The following is a 16271-nucleotide window of genomic DNA, read 5'->3' on the forward strand; positions in this document are numbered from 1 at the left end:
TCCGGCCCTAGCTTATTTTTAAAGTGAAGCGGCCGCCCGAAAATGATGCGTCAATACGAACTTGTTGAGAAAGTAACCAGCTACAATCCCAATGCGGATGAAGCACTGCTCAACAAGGCATATGTTTATGCCATGCAAAAGCATGGTACCCAGACCCGCGCTTCTGGGGATCCTTATATTTCCCACCCTCTTGAAGTTGCCGCAATCCTCACGGATCTGAAGCTTGACGACGCAACCATTGCTGTCGCACTGCTTCACGACACCATTGAGGACACCGATGCCACACGTGCGGAAATTGATCGCATGTTTGGCGAAGAGATCGGCAAGCTCGTAGAGGGACTTACAAAGATCCAGCGTCTGGATCTGGTTTCCAGAAAAGCAAAACAGGCCGAGAACTTCCGCAAGCTCCTGCTGGCGATTGCGGACGATGTGCGCGTCCTCCTCGTGAAGTTGGCTGACCGCCTGCACAACATGCGCACACTTCACCACATGCGTGAAGACAAACGGCTCCGTATCGCTGAAGAGACCATGGAAATCTATGCACCTCTCGCGGGCCGCATGGGTATGCAGGACATTCGCGATGAGCTGGAAGACATCTCTTTCGAGACACTCTACCCGGATGCCCGCGATACAATTCGTGAGCGTCTCGCGACCCTGCATGGCAAGAACGAGAGCCTGATCACAGACATTGAAGAGGACCTGACGCAACGCCTCGCCGAACAAGGCATCACAGCCAAGATCAGCGGCCGCGAAAAACGCGCCTACTCCATCTTCCGCAAGATGGAAGAAAAATCTCTCGGCTTCGAACAGCTTTCAGATATCTACGGTTTCCGTGCAATCGTGCCAACCCCGGAAGATTGCTACCGCGTCCTTGGAGTCATCCACACAGCATGGCCATGCGTACCGGGCCGGTTCAAAGATTATATCTCTACTCCAAAACAGAACGACTATCGCTCCATACACACGACCGTGGTTGGGCCGAAACGTCAGCGTGTAGAGCTGCAGATCCGCACCCAAGCCATGCACCGCATCGCTGAAAACGGCATCGCGGCACACGCGCTCTACAAAGACGGAGTTACCGGTGGCCGCAACATTCAGTCCATGACTGCTGAATCCCGCGCCTACGGCTGGTTGCGCGGCACTATTGACCTGTTAGCACAAGGGGAGTCCCCGGAAGAATTCCTTGAACACACCAAGCTTGAGCTCTTCCACGACCAAGTCTTCTGCTTCACACCAAAAGGCCGCCTGATCGCATTGCCACGCGGAGCAACACCAATCGATTTCGCCTACGCCGTTCACACGGATATCGGCAACACGTGTGTGGGCTGTAAAATTAACGGACGCATCTCCTCTCTGGTCACTGAGCTGACCAACGGCGATGAAGTTGACGTCGTCCGCTCACAAGCGCAGACCCCTCCTCCGGCCTGGGAGAACATTGCTGTCACAGGCAAGGCACGCTCTGCAATTCGCAAGGCAACCAAAGCCTCCGCACGCCAACAATATGGCGGACTTGGCAAACACATCCTCGAACGTGCCTTCTCCCATGCAGGCAAGGACTTCGACGAAGCCGCTCTTGAAGCGCACATCAAGAAGTTCAACATGGAAACCACGCTCGACTTGCTCGTCGCTGTTGGGCGCGGGGATGTACAGGCAAGCGCAATTCTGGAAGTTGCTTATCCAGACTACGCACCAGCACAAACAGCTGACCGCAACCCAAGTGCACCACCCGCAGCAGGCTCAGCCTCAGAGGGCTGGTTCGATCTGGACAAAGGCAGCTCAGTCAAGTTCAAGATTCCGGAAGGATCTCAGGAGAGTTCCAAGAACGGCTCTCTGCCGATCCGCACTAGTGTGTCCGGCTCACTCCCTGTGCGCTTTGCCCCGAGTGGCGGCGCAGTTCCGGGTGACCGAATTGTTGGCATTCTGACACCGGGCGTTGGCATCACAATCTACCCGATCCAATCACCGGACCTGAAAGAATTCGACGATCAACCCGAGCGTTGGCTCGACGTGCGCTGGGACATCGACCCCAATGCACCGGAGCGTTTCCCAGCACAGATCAGCGTCTTCGCCGTCAATGAACCAGGCTCACTGGCAGCAATCACCAAGGTCATCGGCGACCATCGCGGTAACATTGATAATATCAAAATGATCCGCAAAGCCTCCGATTTTCACGAGATGCTAATTGATCTTGAGGTATGGGATTTGAAGCACCTGAATCTGATCCTGAACCAGCTGCGTGCCAAACCCAATGTCTCAGAAGCGCAAAGGGTGAACGGCTAGCCGCTGATAAAAAGAGGAAAACCCATGGGCCCCAACGCAGTCCTGGACGTTTTCAGAGAAACAAAAGCTCTGAAGGAAGGCCACTTCATCCTTCCTTCAGGCTGGCACGGCTCAGCTTACCTGCAACGACAAAAGCTGCTGGAGTACCCGGATAAGGTCGAAACCCTCGCCTCCGAACTGGTGAAGAAAATCGCCGCCAACCAGCTCCTCAACTTCTCCCATTTCGTTGCCCCCAGCTTAGGCGGGTTGATCGTTGGGCTTCAAACTGCAAGAATCATGCAGAAGAGTGCCCTATGGTTACGTCGCGAAGGCGGCTATCTCACGACCGGCCCTGCGACCATCCCTCCAAAGTCAAATGTATTTATAGTTCAGGATGTTGTAGGAACAGGTCACCTATGTCTTTCCACAATTGATGCGCTGCAGTCACTGAGCATTAACACCGTAGGTATTGGTTGTTTTATCGACAGGAGTCTTGACGATACGGACTTAGGAGTACCGCTAATATCTCTTGCTCCTTTAAAACTGCCGGTGTATGCAGCCGAGAATGTACCAAAAGAACTCGCTGAGATACCGGCTATAGAAACAACCCCGGTCGAGCCGTTTAACTGGCGCGATTGAAATGAGCAAAGTACTTGAACCGAAATGATTTTTAAACGGCGGGATAAACCAACAAGAATAGAACGTATCCGCGTGGCTGTTTGGCCGCGCCACAGTTGGTCTCGCTCTTTCAGGTACTTAACAAAACGGGTTTTGCGTCTTTCAGCTAGCCCAAGAAAGATTGCAGCAGGCTTTGCCGCAGGCGCCGCTGCTTCTTTTACGCCATTCCTCGGTTTCCATTTTATTCTCAGCTTTGTCTTGGCCTATATCTTGCGCGGCAACATGCTCGCTGCAGCTTTAGGCACGGCAGTGGGTAACCCGCTCACCTTCCCGTTTATCTGGGCCAGCACCTATAAGGTTGGCCTCTATATTATGGATCTGGAAGACAAACCTCTTCCGGATCTGGGCGGTAAGCTGGACCATTCCATGCTATCCCAGTCTCTGGATTCAATCTGGCCAATCCTCAAACCAATGCTGATTGGCTCAATCCCACTTGGACTGGCCGCAGGCGTCTTTTTCTATTTTGTTGTTCTTGGCTCAGTCTCCACCTATCAAAAAGCCAGAGCTCACCGCTTTCGCTTGAAAAGAAAGCTGGCAACGAAAAGCAAAAAAACTGCTCAGGAAAAATAGCACAGACTGCCAGACCGGCAGCTGCACAATGAGCAGACAAGCAGGAAGCGAAAGTCGTTTCCTCAAAAAGCATTGTACTTGAACAACTTACTCTGAAGGCTTGTGAGTTTCACGTTCACGCGCCAATATATCCGTCACACAACGAGGCAGAGATGATTATTGGCATTGGCAGTGATCTGAGCGACATTCGAAGAATAGAGAAAACACTCTCCCGTTTTCCTGATCGCTTTACAAAGCGCGTCTTCACGGATGTTGAACGGGCAAAAGCAGAAGGTCGCGCCAACAAGGCTGCAACCTATGCAAAGCGCTTTGCGGCCAAAGAAGCCTGCTCCAAGGCCTTGGGCACAGGTCTCTCCATGGGCGTTGCCTGGAAAGAAATGGGCGTCGTTAACCTGCCAAGCGGCAAACCGACCCTGCATCTGTCCGGCGGCGCGAAAGAAAGACTGGATAAACTTGTGCCAAAAGGCTTTGTGCCACGAATTGACCTTACAATTACGGATGATTACCCGCTGGCACAGGCATTTGTCGTTATTTCGGCTTGGCCAGAGGACTGGCCCGGTCTAGAGCCGTGAAAACGTAAATGAACTGGATTGCAGAAGCGGCCTTGAACCGCTAAGAGATCCACCTATGTGAATATTATTGTCAGGAGACTGACTCGCACTAATTAAGTGATGGGCATCGGGCCAAGCGAGTATTCTCTTACCACGAAGGATGAACATGAGCCAATCCAAAGAAAAGGAGCAGGAAGGCAGCGTATATGAGACCATTAAGGTCATCGCTCAAGCTCTGCTACTCGCTCTGGTTGTTAGAACATTTCTTTTTCAGCCATTTTTTATTCCTTCGGGCTCCATGAAAGATACTTTGCTGATTGGCGACTACCTGTTCGTCTCTAAGTACAGCTATGGCTATTCTAAGTACTCCTTCCCATTTGGGCTGGCACCATTTGATGGACGTGTCTGGAGTTCACCTCCAGAGCGCGGTGACATTGCCGTTTTCAAACTGCCAAAAGACAACTCCACCGATTATATCAAGCGTGTGATTGGCTTGCCTGGCGATGAAGTTCAGATGATCAATGGCATCTTGCACATCAATGGCAATGCTGTTGAGCGCAAGCGCATTGACGATTACATCGAAAAAGACGTTTATGGGAACATTCATAAAATCCCGCGTTATATCGAAACACTGCCAAATGGCATAAGCTACCAGACCCTTGATATCACGACCAATGGCTCTCTGGACAACACTCCCGTTTATCACGTACCAGCAGATCGCTATTTCATGATGGGCGATAATCGGGATAATTCGCAAGACAGCCGCGTTCTTTCCGAAGTGGGCTACGTGCCGTTCGAGAATTTCATCGGCCGTGCTGAAATCATCTTCTTCTCTATTGAAGATGACCAGCCTGCATGGATGTTCTGGAAATGGCCTTGGACAGTTCGCTGGGATCGCCTTGGCGACGTACTCTAAAGCGTAGCGCCTGCAAATGGTCTCCGGTTTTCGGAAAAAACTACGCCCAACCACACTTGAAGCAGTTTGAGTGATACAGTTAGTGACACAAACTGCTTCAGAAAGTCTGCAAAGCAGTCTTTGAAGGAATTAGCCGGAATTATGAGCAGAAGAAAAAGACCGGTATCAGACGCAGCTCTGGAAGAGCGCATCGGCTACAAGTTCACGAACAAGGAACTCCTTGTTCGTGCTTTGACGCATGCCAGTGCCCTTCCGGTTGCAAAGGCTTCCCTACAGAGCTACCAGCGCCTTGAGTTTTTGGGCGATCGAGTGCTCGGCCTTGCAATTGCGACGATGCTGGAAGAAAATTTCCCTAAAGCAGATGAAGGGGAACTTGCTCGGCGCCTGAACCAACTTGTAAAGCGCGAGACATGCGCTGAAGTTTCCAAGGTCATCGACATTGGCCAGCATATGCGCGTCGGCGAAGCTGAAGCACATACTGGTGGACGATCTAAAACAGCAATTCTTGCAGACATGTGCGAGAGCCTGATTGCAGCAATTTACCTTGATAGCGGATTTGACGAAGCCGAGAGCTTCATCAAACGCTATTTTGCTGTAAGAATGGTGTCTTACACAGGTCCATTGCGAGATGCCAAAACAACTCTTCAGGAGTGGGCACAGTCCAAAGGACGCCCTACTCCGTTATACGAAACAGTCTCTCGCAGCGGCCCAGACCATGCCCCGATCTTCAAGATCCGCGTGAATGTGGAAGGCGTTGGTCCCGGCGAAGCCGTCGGAAGCTCAAAGCGCATTGCAGAACAGTCCGCTGCCGAGAACATCCTGCGCCGCGAAGGCGTGTGGAGCGAATAGGTCTTAAATGAACGACGAAAACAACAACAATGACCTGCCAGAGGGTATGAACTTCAACCTCGGCAAACTCAACGAAAACACACGCGCTGGCTTTGTCGCGTTGATTGGCGCGCCAAATGCGGGCAAGTCGACGCTGCTGAACCAGTTGGTTGGCACGAAGGTTTCAATCGTCACCCACAAGGTGCAGACAACACGCGCAATCGTTCGCGGTGTTGCGATTGAAGACGACAGCCAGGTTATCTTCGTTGACACACCAGGCATCTTCCGCCCGAAACGCCGTCTTGACCGCGCAATGGTCGACACAGCATGGGGCGGAGCCAAGGACGCTGACGTCGTTGCCGTTCTCATCGACGCCAAGAAAGGCATCAATGAATCTGTAGAGCGTATTTTGAACGAACTGGAGCACATCAAACTCCCGAAAGTTCTGATCCTCAACAAGATCGACATCACCAAGCGCGATCAACTTCTGGCACTTGCGGCAAAAGCCAACGAGTACACCAAGTTTGATCAGACCTTCATGGTATCTGCTATCAACGGTTCCGGTACAAAGGACATCCTGAAGTACTTTGCTGAGCAGATGCCCAAAGGCCCATGGCTCTATCCGGAAGATCAGGCCTCCGACATCCCACTGCGTATGTTGGCTGCTGAGATCACCCGCGAGAAGCTTTACCTGCGCCTTCATGAAGAGCTCCCTTACATCTCCACTGTCGAGACCGATAAGTGGGAAGATAAGAAAGATGGCTCCATCCGTATCGAGCAGACAATCTTCGTTGAACGCGACAGTCAAAAGTCAATTGTGCTGGGCAAGAACGGTCAGACCATCAAAGCAATCTCAAAAGCGGCACGTGAAGAGCTGACAGAAGCCTTTGAGACCACAATCCATCTCTTTGTGTTTGTGAAAGTGCGTGAAAACTGGTCCGATGATCCAGAACGCTATCGCAACATGGGATTGGACTTCCCACACTAGCGTATCCCCGAAAAGCGGATCCGGTTTTCGGACAAGGATACGCTGCGCTTAATGAGCACAATTATGCAGTGGCAGGCAGAAGGCATCGTCATTGGAACGCGCAAGCAGGGTGAAAACAACATCCTGCTTGAAGTTCTGACACCGGACAAAGGCCGCTGCCTGGGCTTGGTGCGCGGCGGCAGATCACGTCGCCAGCAACCTGCCCTGCAGCTGGGTAATCATCTCAACCTTACCTGGCGCGCGAGGTTGGATGAACATCTGGGCTTCTTCACAGTTGAGCCCCTGCAATTACGCGCCGCCCACCTCATGCAAACTGCAAGAGCCATTCACGGCCTGCAAAGCCTGTGCGCGCAAGTCCGCCTTCTTCCCGAGCGCGATCCACACCCCAATCTGTTTCACGCGCTGGACGTCATTCTCGATCATCTGGAAGACCCTCGAATTGGTGCAGCACTCGTGCTCCGTTTTGAGTTGGAGCTGCTCAACGAGCTCGGCTTCGGTCTGGACCTTTCAGAATGCGCCGCCACTGGTGTCACAGAGGAACTGAATTGGGTCTCCCCCAAGTCAGGCCGTGCAGTCTGCAAAACAGCCGGGCAACCCTACGCCGCCAAACTGCTGACACTGCCAGAGTTCCTGAAAGCACCTCAATCGCGGCTCTCCCAAAACATTCAGATTTCACAGGGAGATATGGAAGCAGGGTTCTCGCTCACCGGCTACTTCCTGTTCAAATACATCTATGAGCCACGCAGCATTGCGTGGCCTCCCGCGCGAGACAACTATGTAACCGCACTCAAAAAAGACTTCTCAGACTTCTCTGACTGACGCTGGCGACCATTAAACCCTTCAATCAGATTGCGGCCCATTACCACCCGGTAAAACAATCACCGGACCAGTACTGTCACCTCCCAGAGGAATATAACGCTTCTTGGGCGGTGGCACATAAGGGTGCTGATCCTCAGGTGGAGGTTGATACCAACTGCGAAGCACACCGGGCGCCTCAACTACCGCGCTCTGCTCAGCACCTTCCAAAGATGGCACTTGCTGTCCAGGTGTACCGGGAGCTGGTCCTCCATGATCCGCAGCATGGCTGCAAGCCGTGATTGCCACGACCCCAAACACCGCAATAAAGCCTTTCAACGCCAAGCTTTGTTTCCTCACCATAACCTCCGATCACTCAACACGTTATCTCCCAAACAGCGACAACATCCTGCCATGTGCACTCTCCAGGATAGACGAGCAAAAATCAGGTCGGCTTAAACCACCGCTGCAAATCCGAGCATTAATCGAAACCACCTGTTGCCTCTGCTATCTGCAGCTGATGGGTGAGAACTCACGCCACCAAAAATGTTAGAACAAGATGCGTGAATACCAACGAATGCAACGCACTCTAAGTAATCACCGCAGTGAGTCGCAAAACGCATGATCGCTACACAGGACTAAACCTTGAAAAAGCGCTGTTTTCTGAGGATTTCATAGGTAGAACGGTGCGTTAGCATGGACAGAACAAGCCAAGAACGATAACCAAGTGTCATGGGACAGGAAGTGATCGGCCATGATGGCCCGGAAACAATCAATCTTAAAGATGCACTGGAAGAGCGTTACCTCAGCTACGCTCTGACAACCATCATGCATCGCGCACTGCCAGATGTACGCGATGGCCTGAAGCCGGTGCACCGACGGATTCTGTATGGCATGCGCCTCTTAAAGCTCGATCCAAATCAGGGCTTCAAGAAGTGTGCGCGTGTTGTCGGTGACGTCATGGGTAAATATCACCCGCACGGTGATGCCGCCATTTACGACGCACTTGTCCGTCTCGCACAGGATTTCTCCGTTCGCTATCCGATGGTGGATGGTCAGGGCAACTTCGGTAACATCGACGGCGATAGCGCCGCTGCGATGCGTTACACCGAAGCCCGCATGACCGACGTGGCCACCCGTATTCTGGATGGCCTCAACGAGAACGCTGTCGACTTCCGTGAAACCTACGACGGTCTGGATTCCGAACCAGTCGTTCTTCCCGGCAACTTCCCGAACCTTCTGGCAAACGGCTCCACAGGCATCGCAGTGGGCATGGCAACATCCATCCCCCCACACAATGCCTATGAGCTCTGCAACGCCTGCCAGCTTCTGATTTCCAAACCAGATGCGGAAATTGAAGAGCTCCTTGAGCACATCAAGGGCCCGGATTTCCCAACCGGCGGCACAATTGTCAACGATCAGGGCTCCATTGTAGAAGCCTACAAGACTGGCCGCGGCAGCTTCCGGACACGTGCGAAATGGCACAAAGAGGATGGACAACGCGGCACCTACAACATCGTTGTCACAGAGATTCCATACGTCGTTCAGAAGTCCCGTCTGATCGAAAAAATCGCAGAACTCCTCATGGCACGCAAACTGCCGTTGCTGGATGATGTTCGCGATGAGTCCGCTGAAGACGTGCGCGTGGTTCTGGTGCCACGCAACAAAAACGTTGACCCTGAACTCCTCATGGCCTCCCTTTTCAAGCTGACGGATCTGGAAAACAGATTCTCGCTGAACATGAACGTTCTGTCCAAAGGCGTTGTTCCAAAGGTCATGAACCTGAAGGAAGTCCTGCAGGAGTGGCTCGAGCACCAGAAAGAAGTCCTGGTCCGACGCTCCAATCACAGACTTGACCAGATCAACCACCGTCTTGAAGTTCTGGAAGGCTACCTCATTGCCTACCTGAACATTGATGAAGTCATCCGCATCATCCGCGAAGAAGATGATGCCAAGGCGTCTCTCATTCGCGCGTTTAAGCTGACCGACGTTCAGGCGGAAGCCATCTTGAACATGCGCCTGCGCTCCTTGCGCAAGCTCGAAGAGTTCGAGATCAGGAAAGAACACGACAAACTCTCTAAAGAAAAATCAGGTCTGGAAGCTCTCCTCGCCTCCGACAAGAAACAGTGGAACCGCGTTTCCAAACAAGTCGGCGAGATCGGCAAGGCCTATGGCCCTGAGACAGAAATCGGTAAGCGTAGAACAGACTTCAGCACCGCAACGGACCACGATCTGGAAGAGATCCACCAGGCCATGATTGAGAAAGAACCGATCACGGTTGTTATCTCAGAAAAAGGCTGGATCAGAACACTTAAGGGCCATGTACAGGACGTCAGCACTCTCACCTTCAAGCAAGGCGATCAGCTGCACCTGTCCTTCCATGCAGAAACCACCAGCAAGATCCTGATCTTCACCAGTGGTGGTAAATTCTATACCCTCGGCGCAGATAAGCTACCAGGTGGCCGCGGCCATGGTGAACCGATCCGCCTGATGCTAGATATGGATGAGACGCAAGAAATCATCAGTGCTTTCGTACATGACCCTGAGCGCAAACTCCTCATGTGCACCGATGGAGCATATGGTTTTGTGGTTCAGGAAAAGGATGTGATCGCCAACACCCGCAAAGGGAAACAGGTGCTCAACGTGACAGCTCCGGCAAAGGCTGTCCTGTGCGTTCCGGCTATGGGAGACTATGTCGCGGTCATTGGCCACAACAGAAAACTCCTCACGTTCCCGCTTGCGCAAATCGCAGTCATGACGCGTGGTCGTGGTGTTCGCCTGCAGCGCTACAGAGATGGCGGCATTTCCGATATCAAGACCTTCAGCTCAGAAGAAGGCCTGACATGGACAGATGCGTCCGGTCGCACCTTCAAGCGCACTCTGGAAGAAATGCAGGACTGGCGCGGCGACCGCGGCCAAGCCGGACGCCTACCACCAAACGGCTTCCCGAGAACCAACAAATTCGATGGAAGTTCAACAGGTTAAAGCGATAATCAGAATCTAATTCTGCGCAATCTACCTAGTACCTACAAAAACAGAGCCTCAAGGGCTCTGTTTTTCGTTTCAGATGAATCTACCTCTCAACAACACCTGCTAAGCATCTCTAAATGCTGGAGATCTGAACGGTAGTAGCGCACAAAAGAGCGTATCTACATAGACCGACTGCCGCGTCATACGATCACTCGTCAACAACCCAAATGCCCCGCCCTTGTGCTTGATATTCTCTGTCCCAAAGACCTCGTCAATAGCGTGCCCGAGTTCCATCCCAGAGCGCACCAATTGCATAACTTTCTCTGGCAACGGCAGCAGCATGGAACGGCTCGCTGAAACCTGTCCTTCCCGTGATATCACAACCATCCATGCAAACGTGTAGGCAATGCCGTGCAGCTCACAAATGCCACCTTCCAGCCCCACACCAAAGTCCGCATCAGCCACAGCATCCAACGCATTTTCCGCACGTTGAACAGCACCCTGACGTGTTTCCTCATCACCCATGGGCTGATCAGAAACACTAGAAGGAACACCTGCAGAAACCAGCTCAATGTCATCAGCTGGAAACTGAGCTCTAAACGCCTCAAGCGTCGCATTCACCTTGACCGGATTTTGAGAGGCAACAACGACTTTCATTCAATAACTCCAGAACAATCAAGGCTCTTTAGCCTACACTTTGAGCAAAGTGAAACAGACATCGAAGCACACACAAGCAAAGGCAAAATCATGCGTTGCCTACTCACTGGCTTTCCATTTGGCATGCCTGATCACCGAGCTGCACCTCTAGGTCAGCCCGCGTAAAAACCGGATAGACAGGCAACTCAGGAGCAGCGTGAATTGCAGGAGCATCGTCCCCTCGCCAAATTGCGCAAACAACGGCGCGAACATCTGCCCCCTCTTGCGTAGCTAAACGCAATGCATCAGCAACAGCCCCACCAGTTGAGATAACGTCTTCTACGAAGACCACTTTTCGCCCAGTCAGATTTTGTCCTTCGATCGCACGACACGTACCGTAAGATTTAGGCTCTTTTCGAACAAACGCCGCAGGAAGGCCGGTTTCCAGAGACATCGCAGTAACAAGAGGGACACCTCCAAGCTCAAGACCAGCGATAATTTCCGTTTCAGGTGGAAGCAACTCGCTCATTGCCCGTGCGAGCGGTCGCAAAATGTGAGGAAGTCCTTCGAAGCTGTACTTATCGAAGTAACGTGCAGAAACCTGCCCGGAACGCAGCACGAACTCACCTTCGAGCGTTGCAACTTCCGCAATTTGCCGCGCAAGATCAGACAACAATAACTTCGTTTCGCTAGACATCCGCTCCACCTCCAAACACAGTTGCCCCTTATTAGAAGGAATGCAACTTTCCAGCAAGTTTTCGGATCAGCTTTATCTACGCAAGCGTAATGTAAAGAGCTGGAGCATCACCAGATCTATGGGATGCTCTAGCCGTTTTTAAGCAGACGCTGTTTTTCGCGGTTCCAGTCCCGAGTTTTTTCGGTCTGGCGCTTATCATGAGCTTTTTTACCGCGACCCAAAGCAACTTCCATCTTTGCCCGCCCATCTTCATTGAAGTAGATCTTCAGGGGCACGATTGTTTTGCCTTCTTTTTGAACGGCAGCAAACAGCTTGTTCAACTCGCGGCGATGCATCAGCAGTTTACGTGGACGGCGAGGCTCGTGGTTAAAGCGATTGCCCTGCGTGTATTCTGGGATGTAGACGTTGTAGACCATCATCTCACCCCGGTACTCAGCAGCATAGCTTTCAGCAATATTGCTTTTACCCTGGCGAAGAGACTTTACTTCTGTGCCCCTCAGCTCAATACCGGCCTCAAACACATCTTCAATTTCGTAGTTAAAACGGGCCTTCCGGTTATCCGCAACAACCTTGCGCCCGGGAACGCCACCTTTTTTGGCAGCCATTTCTTTTCCTTATTTCATTCAATAAATATCTCCGCGCACGCTCATATTAGGTGCGCGGAGCAATACACTAGTTGATCAGGCCTGCATGAACCATAGCCTTGCGAATGCTTTCCTGAGTTTCTTCACTTACTGTGACCAAAGGCAGGCGCAATTCGTTTTCCATTTTGCCAAGCAGAGACAAAGCATACTTTGGACCTGCTGGATTTGGCTCAATGAACAGGGCTTGGTGTAGCGGCGCAAGACGATCCTGAATGGAGAGCGCAGTTACAAAGTCACCTGCAAGGCACGCTTCTTGAAACTGCGAACACAGCGCAGGCGCAATGTTTGCTGTCACAGAAATACATCCCTGACCACCATGAGCGTTAAAGCCAAGTGCAGTGATATCCTCACCAGAAAGCTGGATGAAGTCATGACCACATAGATGGCGCTGCTCAGAAGCACGTGCAAGGTTTGCAGTTGCATCTTTCACACCGACAATGTTGTCCACTTCATTAAACAGATCCGCCATCGTCTGACTTTCCATATCAATAATGGAGCGTCCCGGAATGTTATAGATGTAGATAGGAAGATCTACAGAAGCAGCAATCGCTTTAAAGTGCCCCTTCAAACCAGCCTGATTAGGCTTGTTGTAATAAGGCGTAACGGACAAAATCGCATCTGCCCCCACTTCCTGAGCGTGCTGCGCAAATTCAATCGCTTCAACCGGATTGTTGGACCCAGCGCCCGCCATCACAGGAACGCGACCAGCAGAAACCTCAACTGCCATCTGCACGACACGCTTGTGTTCAGCAAAGGAAAGAGTTGGGCTTTCTCCGGTTGTTCCCACAGGCACGAGCCCGTGGGAGCCCTGTTTTATCTGCCAATCCACGAATTCCCGGAAGGCCTTCTCATCCACTTTGCCATCCTTGAAAGGTGTGACAAGTGCTGGAATTGATCCTCTAAACATCTCAGGTTCCTCGTTGGATTACATATATACAGAGCAAATTTTGCCAGTGCCCTCAAAGGGGTGGCATACAATAATGTGATCTAGCCTATCTCGGCAACATCACCAAGACCTTCTCTTATAAGATTCGGGAATTTTTTTGTGCTCATAATTAGGCCAGTTTCACAGGAGAGTATTATCGTCCCTTGGGTGAAACATTAAACAGATATTTACCCTGTTTGTGGCAAGCAGAATGAGGGATTTTTTGGGAATTAAACCGTCCGGTGCGTTTTTACCGGATAAACAACACTCAGGTGAGACGGGCCGACGAGTAGTATGCGTATCCGTGAGTTTCTTCTAGTATCGACACGTGTAAGTGCATTTGCCATTGCCACGACTGTTTCCGCGTCGGCATTTTCTGCTGTATCCTCTTTAAATCACAGCGTTATTCCGGCTCCAAACCCTGCAAAGGTAGTGCGCACAGTCGCTTTGAGCACACAGCATGCTGCTGCTCAAAGCAGATCGCTTGCCGCCACACCGCGCTCCAAACCTCCAGTGATTGGCAGGGGCACTGCAGGTGGAACAAAGAACTCTCAACTGTCCAGCTATGCTCCTGCTGCACCTCTCAATAACGGGCGAACTCAGATTTCCACCCGCCCTTCCAGCCCGCAAAATGCACTGGAAGCGACTGCAGCGCTAACAAGCTCTTATCCACAGGACTTGAGCACAGCTCAAGCAACGGGATCAGTCGAACCACTTAAAACGGTTCTCCAGCACGTTAAATCCGGACGCCTGAATGAAGCACTGCGCGCTCGAAACGCTTTGCCGGATAACCTCGATCGTCGTGTGGCGGATTGGTTCATTATGCTACGGGGCGGGCCCAAAACACCGGTCACCCATATCGCTCAGTTTGCAGCCAGCGCACCACACTGGCCAACCGCAAAAGTCGTGCGTGCTCGCGGCGAAGCCGCCCTCGCCGCATCCAATTTGACACCCTCTCAGATCATCGCAGCATTTGGCTCTACTGTTCCAGAAACAAAGGACGGCAAACTTGTTCTCGCCAAAGCGCATTTGGCAAAAGGCAACAGGACCGAAGCTGCAAAACTCATTCGTCCACTTTGGCAAAAAACCGTCTTTGAGACACCCGAAGAAGCTGCAATCCGCTCTTCATTTGGCAGTCTCCTACGACAAAAAGATCATCGCCTAAGAGCAGAAATGCTCCTGTACCGCGACAGAGCACGCGCAGCAGAACGCCTACTTTCAGAACTGTCAAAAGACGAACAGACTTACATCAAGGCCCGCATTGCCAGCATTCGCAAAAACGGCAATGCGCTCAGCAAGTTAAAGAGCGTTCCGCGCTCTATGAAATCTGACAGCAACTACCAGTTCGCACTCATCCAGCACTACCGTTTGCAAGGGGATTACGACACCGCTGCAAAGTTGATGGAGGCAGCCCCGACCAATCCGACTGCTTTGCTCAATGGCGATGACTGGTGGAAGCAACGCCGCGATATTTCCCGCGAAATGATCGAAGCTGGCAAACCACGTCTCGCCTACAATATCGCAGCCCATCACGCGGCAGAATCTCCGGGCATGATTGTCGAGGCAGAGTTCCATGCAGGCTGGTTTGCGCTGCGCTATGTGGGCGATCCACGACTGGCAGAGCCACACTTCAAACGCATTGCCAAACTCGGCAAAACAGCACAAACGCTGTCCCGCGCCTACTATTGGCTGGGCCGCACCCGCGAAGCTTTGAAAGATACAGAGGGCGCCGTTGACTACTATAAACAGGCTGGCGCTTTCCAAACGGCATACTACGGTCAACTAGCGCTCGCCAAACTCGGCATCAACCAAATGCCTCTGGCCACACTCCCTGATGTGACAACAGCCGACCGAACTGCATTCGATCACAACGAACTCGTGCAAGCCATCAAGCGAATGGATGAAGCCGGACTGCACAATGATACACTGTTGTTTTATACGCACCTGGCGCGGACACTGCCAACAAACGGTCAAATCAGACTTCTGACTGAGCTAGCAGAATCTCGCGGCGTCTATCAATGGGCGACAATGGTTGGTCGTCTGGCACAGGCAGAACGTGTCGAAGCGGCACCGCTCGCTTACCCGACCAACGCAATTCCGCGCAAAACACGCATCACAAAAGGTGTAGAAAAACCAGTCGTTTACGCGATTGCTCGACAAGAGAGCTCATTTAACCCAAAAGCGCGCAGCAGCGCAGGTGCATTGGGATTACTCCAACTCATGCCGGGGACAGCTCGCGACACGGCTCGCAATCTGGGGGTCTCCTACAAGAAGTCCCGCCTGACATCTGACCCAGCCTACAACGCCACACTGGGCGCAGCCTTTTTGGGAGAGCTGGTGGACGAGTTCGGTGGCTCCTACATCCTCACCTTCGCCGCGTACAACGCTGGTGAGAACAAGGTGAAGGAGTGGATTGAGCGCTTTGGTGACCCACGAGATCCAAAAATAGATCCAATAGATTGGGTTGAATCAATCCCTTACGGGGAAACGAGGAACTACGTGCAGCGCATCACGGAAAACCTTCAGGTCTACCGATATAAGCTGGAAAACAAGCCACTCACGATCACACAGGATCTCACGCGCGGCTACTAATCCCACTGCAAACAACTCAAAACAACCAAAGCCCGGCGATTTTGCCGGGCTTTTTGTTGTCAGCAACAGAACATAAACCCTTCGGGCACCCTTGCATCTCACCCTCCAACTTTGACAAGACACGTGCATAAACCTGCCCTATGGTGAGGATAACTGATCCAGCGATTCATCAGGCAGTTTTCATAGTAGCAAACACACGCACTGGGAAAACCTGTCTAAAAG

General features: G+C 52.0%; 15 protein-coding genes. 10 read left to right on the forward strand and 5 right to left on the reverse strand.

The genetic code is table 11. The features are described from left to right. The first annotated feature begins 42 nt into the window (after positions 1–42). From PsAD26_RS18650 to recO, 8 genes are all read left to right on the forward strand, one after another. On the forward strand, positions 43–2280 hold the full coding sequence (locus PsAD26_RS18650) for a bifunctional (p)ppGpp synthetase/guanosine-3',5'-bis(diphosphate) 3'-pyrophosphohydrolase (protein ID WP_063311629.1): 2238 nt from the start codon (positions 43–45) through the stop codon (positions 2278–2280). 24 nt (positions 2281–2304) lie between these two features. Continuing rightward, positions 2305–2898 carry a hypothetical protein gene (locus tag PsAD26_RS18655; RefSeq protein ID WP_063311630.1) on the forward strand — a complete coding sequence of 198 codons (594 nt, stop codon included), beginning with the start codon at positions 2305–2307 and terminating at the stop codon, positions 2896–2898. A 24-nt stretch (positions 2899–2922) separates the two neighbouring features. Next, positions 2923–3507: a DUF2062 domain-containing protein gene (locus PsAD26_RS18660; RefSeq protein ID WP_063311631.1), complete on the forward strand. Its 585-nt coding sequence runs from the start codon at positions 2923–2925 to the stop codon at positions 3505–3507. Positions 3508–3659: 152 nt separating this feature from the next. Continuing rightward, the gene (gene acpS / locus PsAD26_RS18665; RefSeq protein ID WP_063311632.1) at positions 3660–4079 is read left to right on the forward strand and encodes a holo-ACP synthase; all 420 of its coding nucleotides are present in this window, start codon (positions 3660–3662) and stop codon (positions 4077–4079) included. 139 nt (positions 4080–4218) lie between these two features. Next, positions 4219–4974: a signal peptidase I gene (gene lepB, locus PsAD26_RS18670; protein ID WP_063311633.1), complete on the forward strand. Its 756-nt coding sequence runs from the start codon at positions 4219–4221 to the stop codon at positions 4972–4974. A gap of 141 nt (positions 4975–5115) precedes the next feature. Next, positions 5116–5823: a ribonuclease III gene (gene rnc, locus PsAD26_RS18675; RefSeq protein ID WP_057464278.1), complete on the forward strand. Its 708-nt coding sequence runs from the start codon at positions 5116–5118 to the stop codon at positions 5821–5823. 46 nt (positions 5824–5869) lie between these two features. Then, positions 5870–6790, forward strand: a complete 921-nt coding sequence (gene era / locus PsAD26_RS18680) for a GTPase Era (protein WP_063311768.1) — start codon at positions 5870–5872, stop codon at positions 6788–6790. Positions 6791–6853: 63 nt separating this feature from the next. Further along, positions 6854–7609: a DNA repair protein RecO gene (gene recO, locus PsAD26_RS18685; RefSeq protein WP_063311634.1), complete on the forward strand. Its 756-nt coding sequence runs from the start codon at positions 6854–6856 to the stop codon at positions 7607–7609. Positions 7610–7630: 21 nt separating this feature from the next. On the opposite strand, the gene PsAD26_RS18690 is transcribed toward recO, so the two are convergent. Beyond that, positions 7631–7948, reverse strand: coding sequence for a hypothetical protein (locus PsAD26_RS18690; RefSeq protein ID WP_063311635.1), 318 nt, complete (start codon positions 7946–7948; stop codon positions 7631–7633). A 369-nt stretch (positions 7949–8317) separates the two neighbouring features. Here PsAD26_RS18690 and parC point away from each other — a divergent pair, with 369 nt between their 5' ends. Next, the gene (parC, locus tag PsAD26_RS18695) at positions 8318–10570 is read left to right on the forward strand and encodes a DNA topoisomerase IV subunit A (RefSeq protein ID WP_063311636.1); all 2253 of its coding nucleotides are present in this window, start codon (positions 8318–8320) and stop codon (positions 10568–10570) included. A gap of 108 nt (positions 10571–10678) precedes the next feature. Here parC and yjjX read toward each other — a convergent pair whose 3' ends face one another. The 4 genes from yjjX to dapA all read right to left on the reverse strand — a co-directional run bounded on the left by yjjX (position 10679) and on the right by dapA (position 13439). Beyond that, a complete protein-coding gene (yjjX, locus tag PsAD26_RS18700) occupies positions 10679–11212 on the reverse strand; it encodes an inosine/xanthosine triphosphatase (protein WP_063311637.1) in 534 nt (177 codons plus the stop codon). Between the two features lie 103 nt (positions 11213–11315). Continuing rightward, positions 11316–11888, reverse strand: a complete 573-nt coding sequence (pyrE, locus tag PsAD26_RS18705) for an orotate phosphoribosyltransferase (RefSeq protein ID WP_063311638.1) — start codon at positions 11886–11888, stop codon at positions 11316–11318. 128 nt (positions 11889–12016) lie between these two features. After that, complete coding sequence (smpB, locus tag PsAD26_RS18710; RefSeq protein WP_057464271.1) at positions 12017–12493, reverse strand: SsrA-binding protein SmpB; 477 nt, start codon at positions 12491–12493, stop codon at positions 12017–12019. A gap of 67 nt (positions 12494–12560) precedes the next feature. Then, positions 12561–13439, reverse strand: a complete 879-nt coding sequence (dapA, locus tag PsAD26_RS18715) for a 4-hydroxy-tetrahydrodipicolinate synthase (RefSeq protein ID WP_063311639.1) — start codon at positions 13437–13439, stop codon at positions 12561–12563. 312 nt (positions 13440–13751) lie between these two features. Between dapA and PsAD26_RS18720 the strand changes: the two genes are divergently transcribed. After that, positions 13752–16049: a transglycosylase SLT domain-containing protein gene (locus PsAD26_RS18720; protein ID WP_063311640.1), complete on the forward strand. Its 2298-nt coding sequence runs from the start codon at positions 13752–13754 to the stop codon at positions 16047–16049. Positions 16050–16271: the final 222 nt, after the last annotated feature.

Origin of the sequence: Pseudovibrio sp. Ad26 (genome assembly GCF_001623285.1) — a bacterium.
In the GTDB taxonomy this organism is placed as follows: Bacteria; Pseudomonadota; Alphaproteobacteria; order Rhizobiales; family Stappiaceae; genus Pseudovibrio; species Pseudovibrio ascidiaceicola.

Excerpts from the sequence above, each read along its gene's own strand:
- PsAD26_RS18650 (WP_063311629.1), top strand. The coding sequence starts at position 43 with ATGATGCGTCAATACGAACTTGTTGAGAAAGTAACCAGCTACAATCCC.
- PsAD26_RS18655 (WP_063311630.1), top strand. The coding sequence starts at position 2,305 with ATGGGCCCCAACGCAGTCCTGGACGTTTTCAGAGAAACAAAAGCTCTG.
- PsAD26_RS18660 (WP_063311631.1), top strand. The coding sequence starts at position 2,923 with ATGATTTTTAAACGGCGGGATAAACCAACAAGAATAGAACGTATCCGC.
- acpS (WP_063311632.1), top strand. The coding sequence starts at position 3,660 with ATGATTATTGGCATTGGCAGTGATCTGAGCGACATTCGAAGAATAGAG.
- lepB (WP_063311633.1), top strand. The coding sequence starts at position 4,219 with ATGAACATGAGCCAATCCAAAGAAAAGGAGCAGGAAGGCAGCGTATAT.
- rnc (WP_057464278.1), top strand. The coding sequence starts at position 5,116 with ATGAGCAGAAGAAAAAGACCGGTATCAGACGCAGCTCTGGAAGAGCGC.
- era (WP_063311768.1), top strand. The coding sequence starts at position 5,870 with ATGAACTTCAACCTCGGCAAACTCAACGAAAACACACGCGCTGGCTTT.
- recO (WP_063311634.1), top strand. The coding sequence starts at position 6,854 with ATGCAGTGGCAGGCAGAAGGCATCGTCATTGGAACGCGCAAGCAGGGT.
- PsAD26_RS18690 (WP_063311635.1), bottom strand. The coding sequence starts at position 7,948 with ATGGTGAGGAAACAAAGCTTGGCGTTGAAAGGCTTTATTGCGGTGTTT.
- parC (WP_063311636.1), top strand. The coding sequence starts at position 8,318 with ATGGGACAGGAAGTGATCGGCCATGATGGCCCGGAAACAATCAATCTT.
- yjjX (WP_063311637.1), bottom strand. The coding sequence starts at position 11,212 with ATGAAAGTCGTTGTTGCCTCTCAAAATCCGGTCAAGGTGAATGCGACG.
- pyrE (WP_063311638.1), bottom strand. The coding sequence starts at position 11,888 with ATGTCTAGCGAAACGAAGTTATTGTTGTCTGATCTTGCGCGGCAAATT.
- smpB (WP_057464271.1), bottom strand. The coding sequence starts at position 12,493 with ATGGCTGCCAAAAAAGGTGGCGTTCCCGGGCGCAAGGTTGTTGCGGAT.
- dapA (WP_063311639.1), bottom strand. The coding sequence starts at position 13,439 with ATGTTTAGAGGATCAATTCCAGCACTTGTCACACCTTTCAAGGATGGC.
- PsAD26_RS18720 (WP_063311640.1), top strand. The coding sequence starts at position 13,752 with ATGCGTATCCGTGAGTTTCTTCTAGTATCGACACGTGTAAGTGCATTT.